This is a genomic window from Streptomyces sp. NBC_00433 (assembly GCA_036015235.1).
In the GTDB taxonomy this organism is placed as follows: Bacteria; Actinomycetota; Actinomycetes; order Streptomycetales; family Streptomycetaceae; genus Actinacidiphila.
The window spans coordinates 4,590,373-4,609,588 of record CP107926.1 but is presented as its reverse complement, the minus strand read 5'-3'; the positions used below and the strand labels follow the sequence as shown (position 1 = coordinate 4,609,588).

General features: G+C 71.9%; 22 protein-coding genes and 1 pseudogene. 12 read left to right on the top strand and 11 right to left on the bottom strand.

The annotated features are described in order from the left end of the window. Window positions 1–2 precede the first annotated feature (2 nt). A complete protein-coding gene (locus OG900_19530) occupies window positions 3–425 on the bottom strand; it encodes an RbsD or FucU transport (protein ID WUH92082.1) in 423 nt (140 codons plus the stop codon). Between the two features lie 117 nt (window positions 426–542). Then, on the bottom strand, window positions 543–1,388 hold the full coding sequence (locus OG900_19525) for a chitosanase (GenBank protein ID WUH95839.1): 846 nt from the start codon (window positions 1,386–1,388) through the stop codon (window positions 543–545). 319 nt (window positions 1,389–1,707) lie between these two features. Between OG900_19525 and OG900_19520 the strand changes: the two genes are divergently transcribed. Then, complete coding sequence (locus OG900_19520) at window positions 1,708–1,929, top strand: DUF2277 domain-containing protein (protein WUH92081.1); 222 nt, start codon at window positions 1,708–1,710, stop codon at window positions 1,927–1,929. A 15-nt stretch (window positions 1,930–1,944) separates the two neighbouring features. Here the strand turns inward: OG900_19520 and OG900_19515 are convergent, their stop codons facing one another. The 6 genes from OG900_19515 to OG900_19490 form a co-directional block, all read right to left on the bottom strand. Further along, window positions 1,945–2,562 (bottom strand): LysE family translocator, encoded by a 618-nt coding sequence (locus OG900_19515; GenBank protein WUH92080.1) that lies wholly within the window; start codon window positions 2,560–2,562, stop codon window positions 1,945–1,947. A gap of 113 nt (window positions 2,563–2,675) precedes the next feature. Next, window positions 2,676–3,851 carry an ATP-grasp peptide maturase system methyltransferase gene (gene tgmC, locus OG900_19510; GenBank protein WUH92079.1) on the bottom strand — a complete coding sequence of 392 codons (1,176 nt, stop codon included), beginning with the start codon at window positions 3,849–3,851 and terminating at the stop codon, window positions 2,676–2,678. Further along, window positions 3,848–4,804 carry an ATP-grasp ribosomal peptide maturase gene (gene tgmB / locus OG900_19505; protein WUH95838.1) on the bottom strand — a complete coding sequence of 319 codons (957 nt, stop codon included), beginning with the start codon at window positions 4,802–4,804 and terminating at the stop codon, window positions 3,848–3,850. Before tgmB ends, tgmC begins: the two co-directional genes overlap by 4 nt. A gap of 5 nt (window positions 4,805–4,809) precedes the next feature. Next, a complete protein-coding gene (tgmA, locus tag OG900_19500; GenBank protein ID WUH95837.1) occupies window positions 4,810–5,049 on the bottom strand; it encodes a putative ATP-grasp-modified RiPP in 240 nt (79 codons plus the stop codon). A 51-nt stretch (window positions 5,050–5,100) separates the two neighbouring features. Then, window positions 5,101–5,343, bottom strand: coding sequence for a helix-turn-helix transcriptional regulator (locus OG900_19495; GenBank protein ID WUH92078.1), 243 nt, complete (start codon window positions 5,341–5,343; stop codon window positions 5,101–5,103). Further along, window positions 5,340–6,143, bottom strand: coding sequence for an ATP-binding protein (locus tag OG900_19490; protein WUH92077.1), 804 nt, complete (start codon window positions 6,141–6,143; stop codon window positions 5,340–5,342). The genes OG900_19495 and OG900_19490 overlap by 4 nt, the downstream gene beginning before the upstream one ends. Before the next feature lie 177 nt (window positions 6,144–6,320). Here OG900_19490 and OG900_19485 point away from each other — a divergent pair, with 177 nt between their 5' ends. Then, on the top strand, window positions 6,321–7,754 hold the full coding sequence (locus OG900_19485; GenBank protein WUH92076.1) for a helix-turn-helix domain-containing protein: 1,434 nt from the start codon (window positions 6,321–6,323) through the stop codon (window positions 7,752–7,754). A 28-nt stretch (window positions 7,755–7,782) separates the two neighbouring features. Beyond that, a pseudogene (locus OG900_19480) lies at window positions 7,783–8,945 on the top strand (dihydrofolate reductase family protein). A gap of 85 nt (window positions 8,946–9,030) precedes the next feature. On the opposite strand, the gene OG900_19475 reads toward OG900_19480, so the two are convergent. Continuing rightward, window positions 9,031–9,828 (bottom strand): SDR family NAD(P)-dependent oxidoreductase, encoded by a 798-nt coding sequence (locus OG900_19475; GenBank protein WUH92075.1) that lies wholly within the window; start codon window positions 9,826–9,828, stop codon window positions 9,031–9,033. A gap of 185 nt (window positions 9,829–10,013) precedes the next feature. On the opposite strand from OG900_19475, the gene OG900_19470 reads away from it, so the two are divergent. Then, entirely contained in the window at window positions 10,014–10,658 is a 645-nt protein-coding gene (locus OG900_19470; GenBank protein WUH92074.1) for a TetR/AcrR family transcriptional regulator, read from the top strand. Window positions 10,659–10,699: 41 nt separating this feature from the next. Beyond that, the gene (locus OG900_19465; GenBank protein ID WUH92073.1) at window positions 10,700–11,710 is read left to right on the top strand and encodes an aldo/keto reductase; all 1,011 of its coding nucleotides are present in this window, start codon (window positions 10,700–10,702) and stop codon (window positions 11,708–11,710) included. Between the two features lie 68 nt (window positions 11,711–11,778). On the opposite strand, the gene OG900_19460 is transcribed toward OG900_19465, so the two are convergent. Beyond that, window positions 11,779–12,198: a hypothetical protein gene (locus OG900_19460; protein ID WUH92072.1), complete on the bottom strand. Its 420-nt coding sequence runs from the start codon at window positions 12,196–12,198 to the stop codon at window positions 11,779–11,781. A gap of 149 nt (window positions 12,199–12,347) precedes the next feature. Here OG900_19460 and OG900_19455 point away from each other — a divergent pair, with 149 nt between their 5' ends. From OG900_19455 to OG900_19425, 7 genes are all read left to right on the top strand, one after another. Next, window positions 12,348–12,503 (top strand): hypothetical protein, encoded by a 156-nt coding sequence (locus OG900_19455; GenBank protein WUH92071.1) that lies wholly within the window; start codon window positions 12,348–12,350, stop codon window positions 12,501–12,503. Then, window positions 12,500–12,589, top strand: a complete 90-nt coding sequence (gene kdpF, locus OG900_19450; protein ID WUH92070.1) for a K(+)-transporting ATPase subunit F — start codon at window positions 12,500–12,502, stop codon at window positions 12,587–12,589. Before OG900_19455 ends, kdpF begins: the two co-directional genes overlap by 4 nt. Further along, a complete protein-coding gene (kdpA, locus tag OG900_19445; protein ID WUH92069.1) occupies window positions 12,590–14,254 on the top strand; it encodes a potassium-transporting ATPase subunit KdpA in 1,665 nt (554 codons plus the stop codon). Next, a complete protein-coding gene (gene kdpB, locus OG900_19440; GenBank protein WUH92068.1) occupies window positions 14,254–16,392 on the top strand; it encodes a potassium-transporting ATPase subunit KdpB in 2,139 nt (712 codons plus the stop codon). Before kdpA ends, kdpB begins: the two co-directional genes overlap by 1 nt. 36 nt (window positions 16,393–16,428) lie before the next feature. Further along, on the top strand, window positions 16,429–17,061 hold the full coding sequence (gene kdpC, locus OG900_19435; GenBank protein WUH92067.1) for a potassium-transporting ATPase subunit KdpC: 633 nt from the start codon (window positions 16,429–16,431) through the stop codon (window positions 17,059–17,061). Between the two features lie 73 nt (window positions 17,062–17,134). Beyond that, window positions 17,135–18,118 carry an aldo/keto reductase gene (locus tag OG900_19430; GenBank protein WUH92066.1) on the top strand — a complete coding sequence of 328 codons (984 nt, stop codon included), beginning with the start codon at window positions 17,135–17,137 and terminating at the stop codon, window positions 18,116–18,118. Between the two features lie 31 nt (window positions 18,119–18,149). Next, window positions 18,150–18,605, top strand: a complete 456-nt coding sequence (locus tag OG900_19425) for a type II toxin-antitoxin system PemK/MazF family toxin (GenBank protein ID WUH92065.1) — start codon at window positions 18,150–18,152, stop codon at window positions 18,603–18,605. Between the two features lie 22 nt (window positions 18,606–18,627). On the opposite strand, the gene OG900_19420 is transcribed toward OG900_19425, so the two are convergent. Beyond that, on the bottom strand, window positions 18,628–19,188 hold the full coding sequence (locus tag OG900_19420; protein ID WUH92064.1) for a hypothetical protein: 561 nt from the start codon (window positions 19,186–19,188) through the stop codon (window positions 18,628–18,630). Between the last annotated feature and the right edge of the window lie 28 nt (window positions 19,189–19,216).

The window sequence follows — 19,216 nt, the reverse complement described above, 5'->3', positions numbered from 1 at the left end:
GATCAGTCCTGGCGGACGCCGAGGGTCAGGAGCAGGTTGGCGTACGTACGCCGGTCGCCCGTGGCGATGACCAGGGCCGTGTCAGGGGCGCGGGCCGCGTCGTAGAAGGCGAAGCGGTCCAGGGTGTCGAGGGACGGGAGGTGGGGGAGGGCGGTGCGGAAGTCGGCGAAGACGGGGGGTTCCGGCTGGGCGGGGGGCGGGGACATGACGGTGGCGGACTCGATGGGGGCCGCGTCGGTCAGGGTGGCGAGCACCTCGGTGACCAGCAGGCGGTCGGGGGCGAGGTTGAGGTAGACGCGCTGGGCGGCCGGGTTGGCGCCGGTGGTGTGCGGGTAGTGGCCGTCGCTGATCAGTACCCGGGAGCCGTGGCCAGCGGAGGCCAGCGCGGCCAGAATCGTCGGGTGGGTCAGCTGGTAGCGCAGCATGGGCGGTGGTTCCTCCCTCGTACGGGCCCGCAGACATCGGACCTCTGCGGGGGTACGGCGGAGCCTAGCAGCGGCCCGGACGCGGGATGGCGGGCGCGTCCGGGCCGCTGCCCACCGCTAGGGCAGGGTGAGGATCTGGTACGAGTCCCCGTAGGTCTTCCAGTGCAGCGGCGGGTCGAGGTTGAGGTTGCCCGCCTGGAGGAAGGGGCGCTGCTCGGTGTCGACGCGGCTGGTGTCGTCGTGCGCGTCCTCGGTCTTCATCGCGGCCTTGCGGGCGTCGAGGAAGGCGTTGAGGTAGGTGGTCTCGTTGCCGCCCTGCGCCGGGGTCTTGGCCTTCTTCATCGCGGTCTTGCGGATGCCGCCGAAGCTGACCGAGTCGTTGCCGGGGCCGTGCATGACGATGGCGTCGTAGTAGATGAACTGCCCGAGGGTGCCGAGGCCGTCGGACTTGGCCTGGTTCACCGACGGGTTGAAGTAGACGTCGTCGCGCTCGTCGTTCTGCGCCTGCTGGAAGACGGTGTCCTTCGCGGCGGTCTTCCAGGCGCTGACGAAGGCCGAGCCGAGGCCGGAGTGCGAGTCGGTGCCGTTCACCTGCTCCAGCGCGGGGAGGTACTTCGCCAGCACATTGCCGGGTTTGAGGTCGGTGTAGTGCTGGACCAGCTCCAGCATGTCGCCGGTGCCGGAGCAGAAGCCGATGATGCCGGCGGTGTAGCCGCGGCCGTCGCCGATGTCCTCGATGTATTTGTACTGGGCCTTCCAGTCCAGCGAGGAGTTCTCGGCGGAGGAGACCAGCTCCATCGCGATCTCCTTCTTGTGCGAGTCGGCCAGGCCCGTGCCGGTGGCCGCGGGCGCCGCCGCGCTCGTACGGTGCTGCGCCGCGGGGGTCGCCGCCTGTCCGGTGCCGGCGAGCGCGAGGGAGGCGCCGCCGCCGGCCAGTACGCCGGCCGCGGCGATCAGGGCGATGCGGCGGCTGGGGCGCCGGGTGCGGGGGGTGCCGGTGGGGTTTTCCGTGGTGCTGGTGGTGGCATCGTGGGGGGCCTGGTGCACGTGCGTCTCCGTTTCCGGCCGCGCCCGTGGCGGGGCGGCCACCTGCGGTGCGTGGCGGTGCGGTTAGGAAAGGTTCCTAACCAATGGAAGGCATTGAAGCACCGGTGCTGGCTGTGAGCCAAGAGGCAGGAGCGGTCGGGTTGTTGAGCTTCCGGCCCGACCGAGCGCCTTCCGCGGGCCGGCCCCGCTCGGCCGGGAGCGCCGGGCTGTCGGACCCGCGCGGCACACTGGAGGCATGTGCCGAAGCATCAAGACCCTGCGCCCCCCGATGACCCCCGAGGTCCACGACGAGGACATCCGCGCGGCCGCGCTGCAGTACGTACGCAAGATTTCCGGCTTCCGCGCCCCCGCGGCCCACAACCAGGAGGCCTTCGACGCGGCGGTGGAAGCGGTGGCGGCCGCCACCGAGTCCCTGCTGGCCGACCTCACCGTCCGCGGCGCCCCGGCGGCGAAGTGACCGCGGGGGGCACCCTCAGCCCTCGACGGCCATCCGTATGCCGAGCAGCAGCAGGACTCCCCCGGAGACCTGCTCAAGACGCCTGCGTACGGCCGCCCGCGAGATGACGTGCTGCAGGCGGCCGACGAACCACACGTACAGCCCGTAGTAGCCGACCTCGAAGACCGCCCACAGCGCGGCGAGGCCGATCATCGCGGGCAGCCGCGGCGCGCCCGCCGGCACGAACTGCGGCAGGAACGACATGGCGAAGACCGCTGCCTTGGGGTTGGCCAGGTTGAGCAGCAGCCCGGAGCGGTAGGAGGCCGGCCCCGTCCGCACGGCCGCCGGCCCCGCCTCCTCCTCGCGCGGCCCGCGCCGGGCGTCCAGCAGCGTCCTGACCCCGAAGCCGATCAGCGTCACCGCGCCCACGACCCGCATGACGTCATACGCCACTTCCGAGGCCGCGAGCAGCGCGGTGAGCCCGAGCGCGGCGACCGTACCCCACACGAAGACCCCCGTCTCGTTCCCCAGCACGGTGAGGAAGCCGGCCCGCCGGCTGCGCAGCGACTGCCGCACGATCAGCATCGTGCTCGGCCCGGGCGACGCGGCGATCAGCGTGCAGGCGCCGAGGAAGGGGAGGAGGGTGCGCAGCATGCGCACACGGTACGGGTCGGCCCGGCGGCCGCGCCCCCGGACAACCGGCCGCCGGACGGCCCGCGGCCCGCAGCGAGTGACGTGCACGTGGGCGTACGGCGACGCGGCGGTCGTCACGCCAGACGGTGCTCCCACCGCAGAGCGGGCTGCTCGCCGATCCAGTAGGAGTGCGCCTCGGCGGTGACCCGGAGCCGCACTGTGGCGATGTCCGGGCGGCCGGAGTCCTGCCAGGCGGTGAGGGCCTGCTCGACGGCGTCCCAGAGGGCCACGGGGCCGCCCTGGCGGACGGTCCGACCGGTGGCGTCCTCCGTCAGCTCGGCGAAGGACTCCCGCCCGGGGTCGAACAGGTAGTGAACCGTCTGCCCGTTGCCGTCACTCACCGCCTGGAGCGGCTGGGCGCCTGGAGCGGCGAGCTGGGCGAGGAAGGCAGGCGTCCACTCCTCCAGCAGCCGGGGCGCGATCGGCGTGCGGCGCTCGGTGTCCGCGTAGGCGGCCCGGCCGGAGAGATCCCCGGCGAGCGGCACCACGGCCTGCGAACGGGCAGGCATGAAGGAGGAACGCCCGATGATCCGGCCCTCGGCCGTCCCGTCGTCCATGACCGTGAGCCTGGCCAGACCGGTGCCGTACGGCCAGGAGCCCACCGTGGCGAGGATGGTCCCGCCGGGTCTGGTCTGCCGGACCCAGGCATAGGGGATGCGGCGGACCGCGCAGGTCGCGATCACCTTGTCGTACGGGGCGCGGTACGGGTGGCCGAGCAGGCCGTCCCCGGTGACCGTCCAGGTCGAGTAGCCGGCCGCCTCCAGCGCGGCGTCCGCCCGGCGGGCGACGCCCGGGTCCACCTCCACGCTCGTGACGTTGTCCTCGCCGAGCCGGTGGCACATCAGCGCGGTCGAATACCCGGTCCCGGTGCCGACTTCGAGCACGCGGTCGCCGTCCCGGACTTCCAGGGCCTCGACCATGCGCAGGACCGTGGCCGGAACGGTGGAGGAAGAGGTCGGAAAGCCCCGGACGGGTGCGTCGACCTGATCGGCGGTCAGGTGCCCGTCGAGTTGGGTGACGAGCGACTGGTCGCTGTAGGCGATTCCCACCCACTCGCTCGACCCGGAATCCGGGGCGGTGATCGGCCGCCACCAGCCGTCCCCGGTGGGCAGGAACACCCCCGGCCGCAGGAACAGTTCGCGGGGCACGGCCTCGACGGCAGCCCGCCACGCGGGATCGGACAGTCCGCCGCCCGCCTCAAGCCGGTCGGCGAGGGCACGGCGCTCGGCCGCGGTGTCGGACGGGGTCATGCTCCCCCTCCTTCGAGCAGGTCGGCGAAGGCGACGGTCAGCGGCAGCCCCGTCTCGTCCTCCAGCCAACCCCACTGGCCGTTCGGGTTCAGCTCAAGCCAGTGGAAGTCCCCCGCGCGGTCGACGGCGAGATCGAAGCTGCCGCTGCTCAGCCCGAACTGCTCCAGATACGCGACCAGCGCCTTCTCCAAGCTGTCCGGTAGATCGACGACGACGTAGCCGAGGGCGCTGTAGTCCTTCCGCCAGTCCAGCAGGTCGGAGTCGATCCGTACCGCGAACACCTGATCGCCGACCACCACGACCCGCAGGTCGGCGACCTTGTCCACCCGAGCCTGGAAGAGGTGCGGCACCACCGTGACCGATGCGTCGAGTTCGTCGGCGGTGACCGGCTCGGTCCAGGTCGTCAGCCCCGTGCCACCCTGCCTGTACGGCGTCCAGCGCAGCACTTTGTGGATGGCGTCCCGGTGGGATCCTATGAACCGACGTGCCTCGCCCAGGTCGTTGGTCACCAGGGTGGGCGGCACGGTGAGCCCCAGGCGGCGGGCGACCGCGAGTTGGAGCGGCTTGTGCTCGGCTTCGGCATTCCGCAGCGGGTGGTTGACGTAACGGCAGCCGGGCAGCCCGTAGAGCACCCCGCCGAGCCCGTGCCGCACCTGGGCGGCGGCGAAGCGGGCGTCCGCCTCGCCCAGGTGCTCGAAGGCCGGCCAGGTCGGTCGGCGCCAGTAGAGCGAGCGGATGCCGCTCAGGTCGGCGGTTCTCGACGGGGTGCGCACCTGCCCTGACAGGAGAGCGGGGCCGGTGCCGAACCGGGCCGAGACCGCCAGATCCCCGCCGATGTCGGCCGGGTTGAACCTGACCACCGGCACAGCCCGCCGATTGAGTTCGGTGATGACCATGTCGGCGGTCGGGTCGTCCGCCTCGGTGACCACCATCACGGGTCCTGTTGTCGTCACGGTCATCAGTCCTGGGTGCTGTCCTGGTCGTGGTCGGAATCGTTGCGGCTGTCCAGGTTGGTGCTCTGCGGACTGGTCTCGGTGCCCCTGCTGGTGCCGTGCTTGCCCATCTCCACCACCTGTCCTCTGCCGTCGCGGAACACCCCGGTCTGCGTGACCGGGTCGACGGTGACGCTGGCGTACGGCTGCGCGTAGGTCGTCGGGTACGGTCGCATCCGCCCGACGCCCCAGGGCCGCATCGTCATGTTCTGCATGGAGACCTCTCCTCTGTCGTGGTCAACGGCTCATCCCCCCGCTCATGGCCGGCGCTTGCGCTCCAGCGCAACGCGGGGGCAGTTCAGCGCCTGGGCGATCTTCGCCAGGTTGACGGGGGTGGCGTTGCGCCAGCCGGATTCGATCTCGCCCATCAACTGCTCCGAGATGCCGACGCGTTCGGCGAGGGCCCGCTTCGTCAGCCCCGCCCTCTCCCGCGCCCAGGTGACCGCGTCGGGCTCGTGGTGCAGTGTGCGCGGGCGGGTCCTGGTCCGGGCGGTGGTCATCGGGGCACCGCCGCGGTGCCGTCCTCCGCGCAGGCTGCCCGGAGGGTGTGTCGGTGCCCGGCGGCGGCGAGCTGCCAGCTGTGGGCGCCCGGGTGTCCGGCGAAGTCGGCGCACGGCTCGTGGCCGTCGACGGCGGGGCAGTCGGCGAGGACGAACACGTCCGTCGGGAGGTGGCCGCGGATCCAGCGGGTCCAGACCGCTCCGGTGGCGGCACCGGCGAGTTCGCGTACGAAGGCGTGGTGGTCGCCGGTGGTGTGGGCTTCGAGGGCGCAGCGCAACTGCCGCTCCACGTCGGCCGCTTCCGCATCACGTGTGCCGGGGCCGAGGGCGGCGGCCACGAGGTGCGCGGGCAGGTAGGTGCGCTCGCCGCACACCGGGCGTACGGTCGCGGCCAGCACGGCCCATACGGTCTTGCCGCCGTCCGGGCGCGGGCGGTGCCCGAAGGCCTCGCTCAGCGACTCGACGAGCAGCAGGCCCCGGCCGCGTTCGTCGTCCGGCTCCGGGGTCCCGGTGCGCGGCGGGGTGGTCAGCGGGTCGGTCACCTCGATCACGTACCAGCCGTCGCCCAGCGTCACCGCGACGGTGAACGGCCGACCGGGCACGTGCGCGTGTCGTACGGCGTTGGCGGCGAGTTCGCCGGTCACCAGCGCCGCGCCGGCCACGTCGTCCGGTACGCATCCCCACCGGGTCATGGCCTGCTCCACGTGCCTGCGGGCGAGCGGCACGCACCGCTCGTACGGTGCGAATTCCCCGCGCCAGGTCCGGGTCGGCGCCCGGAGGTCGGTGTCTCGGGTCGGCATAGGAAGTCTCCTGCGAGGAAATCCAGACGGTCACCGGCCGTTGCGGTGTGTACTGGGTGCGGAACGTCGTGCAACCATTCAGCCCTTCGCTGATACGTCGCCGGTAGTCCGCCAAGCGGACAGCCGCACGTGTCCGCGTCGTCCGCTTCATCCGCTCCGCTCGCGGGGGGAGGTCATGTGCCGCAGCCGCCCAAGCAGTTGGACCCGGGCAGGTCCGGCCGCGACTGGTTCGGCGCGGAATTGCGCCACTGGCGGACGCGGCGCCGCCTGTCGCAGGCCGAGCTGGGTGCGAAGGTCCACGTCAGCGGCGATCTGATCGGCAAGATCGAGAAAGCGGTCCGTACGTGTACGCCCGGACTGGCCACCGCACTCGACCAGGCCATGGACACCGGCGGAGTCCTCACCCGCGCCTTGGTCCGGGGGGCGCCCGAAGCGGACAACGACCCCGCCGATGCGGACAACTCCCCCGCGGGGCCGCTTCCCGGCCCGCGGCCGGCCGCCCCGGGCGGCATGCTGACGGCGGACGCCTCCACCGCCCCGCCCGCGGACGCGCCACCCGGCCCGGACGCCGTCCGGGTGCCGTGCCGTACCGCCGAGGGAAGGATCATCTTCGTGACGATGCCGCGACGCGCACTCCTGCGCGGCGGTGCCGCCGGGGCCGCCCTGGCCGCGTCCGGGCTGCCTGCCGCGCTGGCCACGCGGGGTTCGGCGTTCGTACCGGACGTCCATCCGGTGACGCATCTCCAGCAACTGCGGCGGGCACTCGTCGACTGCGACAACGTGCTCGGTCCGATTGACGTCATCCCCACGGTCCGCGACCACATCCGGTTGATCCAGCGGCTGCGCGCGGAAGCAACCGGGGCTGATCGGCTGGCACTTCTGCAAGTGCAGGCCGAATACGCCGAATTCTGCGGGTGGCTCTGCCAGGACGCCGGTGACCACCGGGCGGCCGAATACTGGACCGACCGGGCGCTGACCTGGTCCCACGTGGCAGACAATCCGGAACTGGTGGCGTACGTCATGGTCCGCAAGGCACAACTGGCGGGTGACATGCGCGATCCCGCAGAGGCCGTCGACCTCGCCGCCGCCGCGCGCGTTCTCGCGCCGCCGCGCAGCCGGCTGTCGGCGATGGGGGCCATGTACGGCGCCCACGGCCACGCGCTGAGCGGCGACCGCACGGCATGCGCCCGCGCGTACGACACCGCGCTGGACCTTGTGTCCGACCTCCACGAGGATTCACCGCGCCGCCGTGGCGGGTGGCTGGACTCCGCCTACGTCCACGCCCAGCGTGCCCACTCGCTGTCTGTACTGGGCGACCACAAGGCTGCGGCCGAGGGGTTCACCCAGGCGATCCACACCCTGCCGCCCACCTACCGGCGGGATCGTGGCGTCTACCTGGCGCGAGCAGCGGTGGCACAGGTCCACTCCGGCGAGCCCGAACTCGCCGCGGTCACCGGCAGCCAGGCCCTTCCCATCGCCGCCGAGACCCGGTCCGCGCGGATCTTCGGGGAATTGTCGGCGCTCGACGCGGGGTTGAGCCGATGGCATAACGTCCCAGCAGTGACGGACTTCCGCGCTGCCCTCGACGGCATCGTGGCCCATGAAGTCTGAGCCCCAGCCCCATCGAACGGATGGATAGATGGCCGAGCGCCCGTACGTAGTGCTGAGTGTCGCGACGTCCATTGACGGATACATCGATGACACGTCCGCCGACCGTCTGCTGCTGTCGAACGCGGACGACTTCGACCGTGTCGACCAGGTGCGGGCGGAATCCGACGCCATCCTGATCGGCGGCAACACGTTGCGCCGGGACAATCCCCGGCTGCTGGTGAACAGCCCGGAGCGGCGGGCCGCGCGGGTCGCCGCGGGCAAGCCGGCGTATCCGCTCAAGGTCACCGTGACCGCGAGCGGCGACATCGGCCGCGACCTCAAGTTCTGGCACCACGGCGACCGGAAGGTCGTCTACACCACCGACGCCGCCGCGCCGAAGGTGCGGGAGACCCTTGACGGACTCGCCGACGTCGTCAGCACCGGCCCCGCCGTCGACTTCGCCGCCGTTCTCGACGACCTGGCCGGGCGGGGCGTGCGGCAGCTCATGGTCGAGGGCGGCGGCACGATCCACACGCAGTTCCTCGCAGCGGGTCTGGCCGACGAAGTGCACCTGGCCATGGCGCCGTTGCTGGTCGGCCAGCCCGCCGCGCCCCGCTTCCTGGGCGCCGCCGACTACCCCGGCGGCTCCACCAACCGGCTGAGGCTGCTCGGCACCCGCACGATCGGCGACGTGGTGCTGCTGCGATACGCGCCCAAGCCGCGCACCGAATCCGCACCCGAGGAGACGCATCCGTGACGCAGGACCCGGCCATCGACCACGCGTGGATGACCCGCGCGATCGAGCTGTCCCGCAAGTGCCCACCCGCGGCGGGTGCCTTCAACGTCGGTGCGATCATCGTCGGCGCCGACGGTACGGAGATCAGCAATGGTTACAGCCGCGAGAGCGACCCGCACGTCCACGCCGAGGAGTCGGCCCTCGCCAAACTCCCGCCCGACGACCCCCGGCTGACCACCGCGACCCTCTACAGCACCCTCGAACCGTGCTCGGAGCGCCGCTCCCGCCCGCTCCCCTGCGCTCGCCTGATCATCGCCGCCCGTATCCCCCGCGTGGTGATCGCCTGGCGCGAACCCGACCTCTTCGTCGCCGACTGCCAGGGCGTCGAGCTGCTGACCGCAGCGGGAGCCGAGGTCGTGGAGATGCCCGACCTGGCGCCGTCCGCCCGCGCTGTCAACGCGCACCTGGAGGTGTAGCGGCGGTCCGTACCGCGCGACGGACTCCGGTGACGGGCCGGCCCGGGAAGCCGGCGCCGCGGCCCCGCCCGCCTGGCGCGGAGCCTCAGGCGGCCCGCCACCCCCCGTCCACGTGCAGGTTCGCCCCGTTCACGAAGCTTCCCGCCGGGCTTGCCAGGAAGGTCACCAGGGCGGCGTAGTCGGCGGGCCTGCCGATGCGGCCGACGTCGTTGGGGGCGAGGGTCCTGACGAGTTCGGGCTCGATCTCGTCCCAGGTGGTGCCCCAGCCCTTCTCCTGGCCCAGCGCGATCAGGGAGTCCCGCACGGACGGTACGAGGATGCCGCCCGCCGCGATGGCGTTGGACGTGACGCCGGTCTGCCGCAGCTCGCGGGCCAGGGACGCGGCCAGATTGCTGCGTGCCGCGTTGGTGGCGGCGTAGTGGGGCTGGCTCGCCTGGGGCAGGCGGCCGGTGACGCTGCTGATCTGGATCACCCGTCCCCAGCCCCGCTCGCGCATGGCCGGCACCAGGCGCTGGATCATGCGCACGCCGGAGATGACGTTGGTGTTGTAGATGTCGGCCCACGCCTGCGGCGAGGCGGTCGACCAGCTGACGGAGAGGTCGTAGACGCCCACGTTGTTGACCAGGATGTCGATCGGGCCGCAGGCCAGGGCCTCGGTGACGGCCGCCTCGGCGCCCTCGTCCGTGCTGAGGTCGCCGAGGGCGACGTCGGCCCGGCCGCCGGCCTCCCTGATCGTCTTGGCGACGGCTTCGGCCCGTGCCGAGTCCCGTCCGTGCACGACGACCGCCGCCCCTTCGGCCGCCAGCTGCCTGGCGATCTCCTCGCCGAGGCCGCTGGTCGATCCGGTGACGATCGCGCGCTTGCCTTCCAGCTCCAGGTTCATCCCGCTGCTCCCTCTTCTCGTGCGGCCGACCGCATCTCGCGGTGGTCCGCGCCTCGCGGCCGATCCGCCGGGCGCCCTCCACGGTGCGCGGAAAAAAATGGACGGGCAAGTCCAGAATCTGCCCGGGGCCGGCGGCCCACGGGCGTAAAATGGACCGACTGTTCCTGGTGCAGGGGAGGCGGGTCGTGGCAGTCGCACCCACGTCGAAGAAGCCGAAGAAGCTGACGCCCAAGGGGCGGCTCACCCGCGAGCGGATCGTGCTCGGGGCCGCCGAGGTCCTGCGGGAGCGCGGCCTCACGGCCACCCTGGACGACGTCAGGGAGCGCACCCGCACCAGCAAGAGCCAGCTCTTCCACTACTTCCCCGAGGGCAGGGACCAGCTGCTGCTGGCCGTCGCCCAGCACGAGGCGGACCGGGTCCTCGACGACCAGCAGCCGTATCTGGGCTGCCTGGACAGCTGGCAGGCCTGGGGCGCGTGGCGGGACGCGGTCGTCGCGCGCTACGAGGAGCAGGGCGACTCCTGCCCGCTCGGGTCGCTGCTGCAGCAGGTCGGGCGTACGTCGCCGGGGGCCGGTGCCATCGTCGTCCGCCTGCTGCGCCAATGGCAGGAGAGCCTCGCCGGCGGCATGCGGGCGCTGCAGAAGGGCGGTCTGCTGCCCGACTCCTTCGACGTGGACACGTCGGCCGCCGCCCTGCTCGCCGGGGTGCAGGGCGGGGTGTCGATCCTGCTGGCCACCGGGGAGACGACGCACCTGAAGGCCGCGCTGGACGGGGGGATCGCGCAGCTCCGAGCAGCCGGCGCCGGGGCGCAGGCACCACCCGCGCCGTAGCCCTTGCCTTCGAGCGCACTCCAGGGTGTTGCCTGGCCGCTATGAAATACACCCAGCTGGGCCGCACCGGCCTCAAGGTCGGCCGTGTTGTGCTCGGGACGATGAATTTCGGCTCGGAGACCGACGAGGCCACCGCGCACGGGATCATGGACAGCGCCCTGGACGCGGGCGTGAACTTCTTCGACACCGCCAACATCTACGGCGACGAGAACCGCAAGGGGCTCACCGAGGAGGTGCTCGGCGGCTGGTTCGCCCAGGGCGGCGGGCGGCGGGACAAGGTCGTGCTGGCCACCAAGCTCTACGGCAACATGACCAACGACGGCACCTCGTGGCGCGAACAGTCCTGGCCCAACCACGACCACCTGTCGGCGCTGAACATCCGGCGCGAGGTCGAGGCGAGCCTGCGCCGGCTGGGCACCGACCACATCGACGTCTACCAGTTCCACCACATCGACCGGGCCACGCCCTGGGACGAGATATGGCAGGCCGTCGACGTCCTGGTCGCCCAGGGCAAGATCCTCTACGCCGGGTCGAGCAACTTCGCCGGCTGGCACATCGCCCAGGCCAACGAGGCGGCGCGCAGGCGCAATTCGCTCGGGCTGGTCAGCGAGCAGTGCTTCTACAACCTCGCGCAGCGCACCGCCGAGATGGACGTCATCCCGGCGGCGCAGGCGTACGGCCTCGGGGTCATCCCCTGGTCGCCCCTGAACCAGGGGCTGTTGGGCGGCGCGCTGCGCAAGGAGCGTGAGGGCGGCGGCTCTCGCACGTCGGTGGGGCGCTCGGCGGCGGGGCTCGCGGACCCGGTGGTCCGCGCGAAGGTCCAGGCGTACGAGGACCTGTGCGACAAGCGCGGGCTGGAGCCCGGCGACGTCGCCCTGGCCTGGCTGCTCACCCGCCCGGGTGTGACGGGTCCGATCGTCGGCCCCCGCACCCCGGCCCACCTGGCGTCGGCGCTGCGCGCCCTCGACCTCGACCTGTCCGGCGAACTGCTGGCCGAGCTCGACGGCATCTTCCCGGGCCCCGGCCCGTCACCGGAGGCTTTCGCCTGGTAGGCGGTCTGCTTCGAGGGGTGCGCCCGGCCGGGCGCACCCCTCACGCGTGCGCCCGGCCGGGCGCACCCTCACGTACGCGGGTGGTCGTACAGGTGTTCGGTTCGGTCGATCACGGAGCACAGGGCCACCCGCTGGCCCGGGTCGAGGCTCCCGGCGAGGGCGGCGTCGGGGATGTGGGCCTGGAGCAGCAGGTCGTGCGAGTCCATGAAGGTGACGCCGGGGAGCGCCCGGATCAGGGCCGAGACGCGTAGGCCTGCGGCATCCGCGTCGCCGGAGACCGCCCGGCGCAGCACGCGGTAGAGGCCGGTCGGACCCTCGGCCGCCACCTCGCTGAGCACCAGGGCGCGCCGGTGGCCGACCTCGGGATCGGCGTCCCGCGTGCCCGTCGGTTCCTGCGCCGGGTCGACAGCCGGCGTACCCACGGGGTCGGCGTCCCGTGTGCCGACCGGGTCCCGCACCGGTGGGCGCCGTGTTTCGAACCGCGTCATCGTCGCACCTCCGCCCGTTTTGCGCCACTTTGTTACCACGTTCGAGCCTACGCCGGCGCCGCGCGGCCGCAAACCGTCAAGACCACGTCAATGGGACCGCCTCCCGCGCAAGGGAAGCGTTAACGAACGCGGCCGCACGCTTGTGCGGGGTGACTGTATGGGACGGGGCCGGAGCGGCCCCCTCGCCGTATCCGTACGTCACCACTGGGGTGCCACCGAAAATGTCCGATCTCGTGTTCATCGCTGTGACGATCGCGGTCTTCGCCGTGCTCGCACTCGTCGCCAAGGGGGTCGGGCGGCTGTGAGCGTGGAAAATGCCGTCGGCCTCGTCGTGGCCTGCTGCCTGCTCGGCTATCTCGTGCTGGCCCTGATCTTCCCGGAGAAGTTCTAGATGAACGACACTCTCGCGGGCTGGCTCCAGATCACCGTACTGATCGCGGCGCTGGCGCTGACCTACCGCCCGCTGGGCGACTACATGGCCCGTATCCTCACCGCGGGCAAGCACCTGGCGGTGGAGAAGGTCCTCTACCGGCTCGGCGGCGTCGACGCCGAGGCCGACCAGCAGTGGGGCGCGTATCTGCGCAGCGTGCTGGCCTTCTCGGCGGTCTCCGTCCTCTTCCTCTACGGCTTCCAGCGGCTGCAGAACCATCTGCTGATGTCGCTGGGCTTCGCGCCGGTCAAGGCCGACCAGGCCTTCAACACCGCCGCTTCGTTCGTGACGAACACCAACTGGCAGTCGTACAGCGGTGAGGTCACGATGGGCCATCTGGTCCAGATGGCCGGGCTCGCGGTGCAGAACTTCGTGTCGGCCGCGGTGGGTATCGCGGTGGTCGCGGCGCTGATCCGCGGGTTCACGCGCAAGCGCACCGACCGGCTGGGCAACTTCTGGGTCGACCTGACCCGGATCGTGGTGCGGCTGCTGGTGCCGCTGGCGTTCGTCTTCGCGATCGTGCTGGTCGCGATGGGCGCGGTGCAGAACTTCCACGGCATCCACGAGATCGGCACCCTGATCGGCGACAAGCAGTCGCTGACCGGCGGGCCGGTGGCCTCGCAGGAGGCGATCAAGGAGCTGGGCACCAACGGCGGCGGCTTCTACAACGCCAACTCCGCCCACCCCTTCGAGAACCCCAACGGCTTCACCAACATCCTGGAGATATACCTCCTGCTGGTGATCTCGTTCTCGCTGCCGCGGACCTTCGGCAAGATGGTCGGCGACCACCGCCAGGGCTACGCGATCCTGGCCGTGATGGGCCTGATCTGGGCGGCCTCGGTCACGCTGATCACCGTCAACGAGCTGCACAGCGTGAGCAGCAGCGCCGGCCACGCGGCGGGCGGGATGCTGGAGGGCAAGGAGCAGCGGTTCGGCATCTGGGCCTCGGCCCTCTTCGCCGCCTCCACGACACTGACCTCCACCGGTGCGGTGAACTCCTTCCACGACTCGTTCTCGCCCGGCGGCGGCGGGATGACGATCTTCAACATGATGCTCGGCGAGATCGCCCCCGGTGGTACGGGCTCGGGTCTCTACGGCATCTTGATCCTGGCGATCATCGCGGTCTTCGTGGCCGGTCTGATGGTCGGCCGCACCCCGGAATACCTGGGCAAGAAGCTCGGCGCGCGGGAGATGAAGTTCGCCTCCCTCTACATCCTGGCCACCCCCGCGGTCGTCCTCATCGGCACGGGCACCGCGATGTCGCTCAAGGGCGAGCGGGCCTCGATGCTCAACTCCGGGCCGCACGGCTTCTCCGAGGTCCTCTACGCCTTCACCTCCGCGGCCAACAACAACGGCTCCGCCTTCGCCGGCATCGGCGTCAACACCCACTGGTACAACACCGCGTTGGGCCTCGCGATGCTCTTCGGCCGCTTCCTGCCGATCATCTTCGTGCTGGCACTGGCGGGTTCGCTGGCCAGACAGCAGCCCGTCCCGGTCACCGCGGGGACGCTGCCCACCCACCGGCCGCAGTTCGTCGGCCTGTTGACCGGCGTGATCGTGATCGTCGTCGGCCTCACCTATTTCCCCGCGCTCGCGCTGGGTCCGCTCGCGGAAGGCCTCCACTGATGTCCCTGACCACCGACCGGCCGCAGCCGGTCCCGTCCGGCGGCCAGGCCGCCCAGCAGCAGGAGCCGCATCGCGTCTCCGGGGGGCTGCTCGACCCGAAGCAGCTGCTCAGCTCCATTCCCGGCGCCTTCAGCAAGCTCGACCCGCGGATCATGGTCAAGAACCCGGTGATGTTCGTGGTCGAGGTCGGCGCCGTGCTGACCACGGCCTCGGCCGTCAAGGACCCGGGGATCTTCCCCTGGGTGATCACCGTGTGGCTGTGGCTCACCGTCGTCTTCGCCAACCTGGCCGAAGCCGTCGCCGAAGGGCGCGGCAAGGCGCAGGCCGAGACGCTGCGCAAGACCAGGACCGAGACCGTCGCCCGCCGCCTGGTCGACTGGCGGCACGGCGACAGCGCGCCCGCCGAGGAGTCGGTGCCCGCGGCGGGGCTGCGGCTCGGCGACCACGTGGTGGTCGAGGCCGGCCAGATCATCCCCGGCGACGGCGACGTCGTCGAGGGCATCGCGTCGGTGGACGAGTCGGCGATCACCGGCGAGTCCGCGCCCGTCATCCGCGAGTCCGGCGGCGACCGCTCCGCGGTCACCGGCGGCACGAGGGTGCTGTCCGACCGGGTCGTCGTCAAGATCACGTCCAAGCCGGGCGAGACCTTCATCGACCGCATGATCGCCCTGGTCGAGGGCGCCTCCCGGCAGAAGACGCCCAACGAGATCGCGCTGAACATCCTGCTCGCCTCGCTGACCGTGGTCTTCCTGCTGGCCGTCGTCACCCTCCAGCCGATGGCGATCTACGCCGGGGCCGAGCAGTCGCTCGTCGTCCTGGTCGCCCTGGTGGTCGCGCTGATCCCCACCACGATCGGCGCGCTGCTGTCCGCGATCGGCATCGCCGGCATGGACCGGCTGGTGCAGCGCAACGTCCTCGCGATGAGCGGGCGCGCTGTCGAGGCCGCGGGCGACGTCAACACGCTGCTGCTGGACAAGACCGGCACCATCACCCTCGGCAACCGCCAGGCCGCCGAATTCCTGCCGGTAGCCGATGTCGGCATCGCCGAACTCGCCGACGCCGCACAGCTCTCGTCGCTGTCCGACGAGACCCCCGAGGGCCGCTCCATCGTGGTGCTGGCCAAGGAGAAGTACGCCCTGCGGGGCCGCGAGCTGGGCGGGCACGCCGAGTTCGTGCCCTTCACCGCCCAGAGCCGGATGAGCGGCGTCGACCTCACCGAGGACGGCGGGCGGCGTGAGCTGCGCAAGGGCGCGGCCTCCGCGGTCATGCACTGGATCAGGGAGAACGGCGGCCACCCCACCGCCGACGTCGGTCCGATGACCGACGCCATCGCGGCCAGCGGCGGCACGCCGCTCGTCGTCGGCGAGGTCGTGCACCGCGGCGGGACGACCACCGCGACCGTGCTGGGCGTCATCCACCTCAAGGACGTCGTCAAGGCCGGGATGCGGGAGCGGTTCGAGGAACTGCGCCGGATGGGCATCCGCACGGTGATGATCACCGGCGACAACCCGCTGACGGCCAAGGCCATCGCGGAGGAGGCGGGCGTGGACGACTTCCTCGCCGAGGCCACCCCCGAGGACAAGATGGCGCTGATCAAGCGGGAGCAGGCCGGCGGCAAGCTGGTCGCGATGACCGGCGACGGTACGAACGACGCGCCCGCGCTGGCCCAGGCGGACGTCGGCGTGGCCATGAACACCGGCACCTCGGCCGCCAAGGAGGCCGGGAACATGGTGGACCTGGACTCCAACCCCACCAAGCTGATCGAGATCGTCGAGATCGGCAAGCAGCTGCTCATCACCCGGGGCGCGCTGACGACCTTCTCGATCGCCAACGACGTCGCGAAATACTTCGCGATCATCCCCGCGATGTTCGCGGTGGCCTACCCGGGCCTGGACAAGCTCAACATCATGGGCCTGCACAGCCCGACCTCCGCGATCGCGTCGGCGATCATCTTCAACGCGCTGATCATCGTCGGGCTGATCCCGCTGGCGCTGCGCGGGGTGCGCTACCGGCCCTCGTCGGCCTCGAAGCTGCTGGGCCGCAACATCCGCGTCTACGGCATCGGCGGGCTGATCCTGCCCTTCGTCGGCATCAAACTCATCGACCTGATCATCCAGTTCATACCCGGACTGCGCTGACCCGGCGGACCCGATCCACGAAAGAAGGTGTTCGACATGGCCAACTACTTCCCCCCGGCCGTCCGCCGTCATCTGTCGGCGCTGCGGATGCTGCTGGTGCTCACCGTGATCACCGGTGTGCTCTACCCGCTGGCCGTCACCGGTGTCGCCCAGGCGGCCTTCCACCACCAGGCCAACGGCTCGGTGGTGAGCGAGAACGGCAGGACCGTCGGCTCCAGCCTGCTGGGCCAGAACTTCGACCTGCCGAAGAAGAACCCCGACGACGCCGACGAGGCGGCGCGGCCGGACCCGAAGTTCTTCCAGCCGCGCCCCTCGGCGGGCTCCTACGACCCGCTGGCCTCGGGCGCGTCCAACCTCGGGCCGAACAACCCCGACCTGATCAAGGCGATCGCGCAGCGCCGCCACGACGTCGCCGCCTTCGACGGCGTCAGCCCCGGGGACGTCCCCGCGGACGCCCTGACGGCCTCCGGCTCCGGCCTCGACCCGGACATCTCCACCGCCTACGCCTACGAGCAGGTCAACCGGGTCGCCAAGGCCCGCGGCCTGTCCGCCGACGACGTCCACAAGCTGGTCGCGGACCACGTCCACGGCCGCGACCTGGGCTTCCTCGGTGAACCCCGGGTCAACGTCCTGGACCTGAACCGGGCGTTGGACGGCCTGTCCGGCTGAGCACCGGACAGCCGGCATGCTCCCGGTCCCACCCGGCACGGGGTGGGACCGGGAGCGTCGTAGCATCGGGCTCATGGAACAGCGTGTACTGGGCAGGACCGGCAAGCCGGTGTCCGTCGTCGGCCTCGGCACTTGGCAGCTCGGCGCCGACTGGGGCGATGTCAAGGAAGCCGACGCGATCGCGGTGCTGGACGCCGCCGTCGAGTCGGGTGTGACCTTCTTCGACACCGCCGACGTCTACGGCGACGGCCGCAGCGAGCAGCTGATCGGCCGCTATCTCAAGGACCGGCCGGACGCGGGCATCCTCGTCGCCACCAAGATGGGCCGCCGCGCCGAGCAGCGGCCCGAGAACTACAGCCTCGACAACTTCCGCGCCTGGAACGACCGCTCCCGCGCGAACCTGGGCGTCGACACCCTCGACCTGGTCCAGCTGCACTGCCCGCCCACCGCCGTCTACGACTCCGACGCGCTCTACGACGCCCTCGACACGATGGTGGCCGAGCAGCGCGTCGCCGCCTACGCGGTCAGCGTCGAAACCTGCGACGAGGCGCTCGCGGCCATAGCCCGCCCCGGTGTGGCGAGCGTGCAGATCATCCTCAACCCCTTCCGGCTCAAGCCGCTGGAGCGGGTGCTGCCCGCGGCGGCGCGAGCCGGTGTCGGTATCATCGCCCGGGTGCCGCTGGCGTCCGGGCTGCTCAGCGGCAAATACACCCGGGAGACCGTCTTCGCCGCCGACGACCACCGCGCGTACAACCGGCACGGCGAGGCCTTCGACCAGGGCGAGACCTTCTCCGGCGTCGACTACGAGACCGGCCTTGAGGCCGCGGTGGAATTCGCCGGCCTCGCCCCGGAAGGCGCCACCCCCGCGCAGACCGCGCTGCGCTGGATCATCCAGCAGCCCGGTGTGACCTCGGTGATCCCCGGCGCCCGCTCGGTCGAGCAGGCCAGGGCCAACGCGGCGGCCGCCGCCCTGCCGGAACTGCCGCCCGCCGTGCTCGACGGCGTACGCGACCTGTACGACCGGCGGATCCGGGCCCAGGTGCACCACCGCTGGTGAAGGGCCCGGCGCGGCCCGATAGCGTCGGGCCGTGACGACTTTCACCGACAGCCACCACCCCGAATTCCCCGGCGCCGCGGGCCCTTACGCCACCACCGAGGCCGACCCGCACGGAGTGGGCCGGGTGCGTACCGCATACGCCCCGGCCCACGACGGCGACCCCGACCCGGGCGAGATCGTCTGGACCTGGGTGCCCTTCGAGGAGAACGACGGCCGCGGCAAGGACCGCCCGGTGCTGGTCGTGGCCCGCGAGGCGGCCGGCACCCTGCTGGCCGTCCAGCTCTCCAGCAAGCGCCACGACCACGACCGCGAGTGGGTCGCGATAGGCGCGGGCCCCTGGGACCGCGAGGGCCGCGACTCCTGGGTCGACGTCGACCGGGTGCTGCGCCTGCACGAGCAGGGCATGCGCCGCGAGGCCTGCGCCCTGGACCGCGGCCGCTTCAACCTGGTGGTCAACCGCCTCAAGGAGCTGTACGGCTGGCACTGACCCCGCGGGGCCGCCGGGCCCGTCAGTGCGGGTTCGACGCGCGGAAGAGGGCGCGGGCCTCGTCCTCGTCCGCCGCGCCGGCCAGGTCGCGTACGGCCGAGGTGTCGGCGAGCAGGCCCGCCGCATGGGAACGGCGGGCGCCGAGGTCCAGCTCGTGCCGCAGGAAGGGGCTCTCCGCCACCGCCCGCGCGTCGACCTCGACCCGCGACCCGAACGCGTCCCGCAGCACCAGGCGCCGCGCGGTGCCGCCGTCGATCCTGGCGGCGACCAGCAGGTCGGTGCGCACCCGGCGCGTACGCAGCAGCGCGCGGACCGTCAGCTGCCCGCCGCCCGCCGTGATGCGCGGCGGGACGAGCACCGCGAGCAGCGCCGCCGCGAGCCCCGCCCACAGCAGGGCGCGCGGCCAGGTCAGGGTGCCCGCGACGGCGTCCACCGCCATGGCGGCGGCCAGCAGGGCGCCCGGCAGGGCGAAGGCGATACGCAGCCGGGCGGGCCGGTCGCGGTCGGAGCCGCAGACCGGCCCGGCACCGCGTCCTGGGGAGGAGGGACGGCGGACCGGTGGGGAGGGGTATCCGCGCTGCACACCGCCGACGCTAGGCACCGGGCCGGCC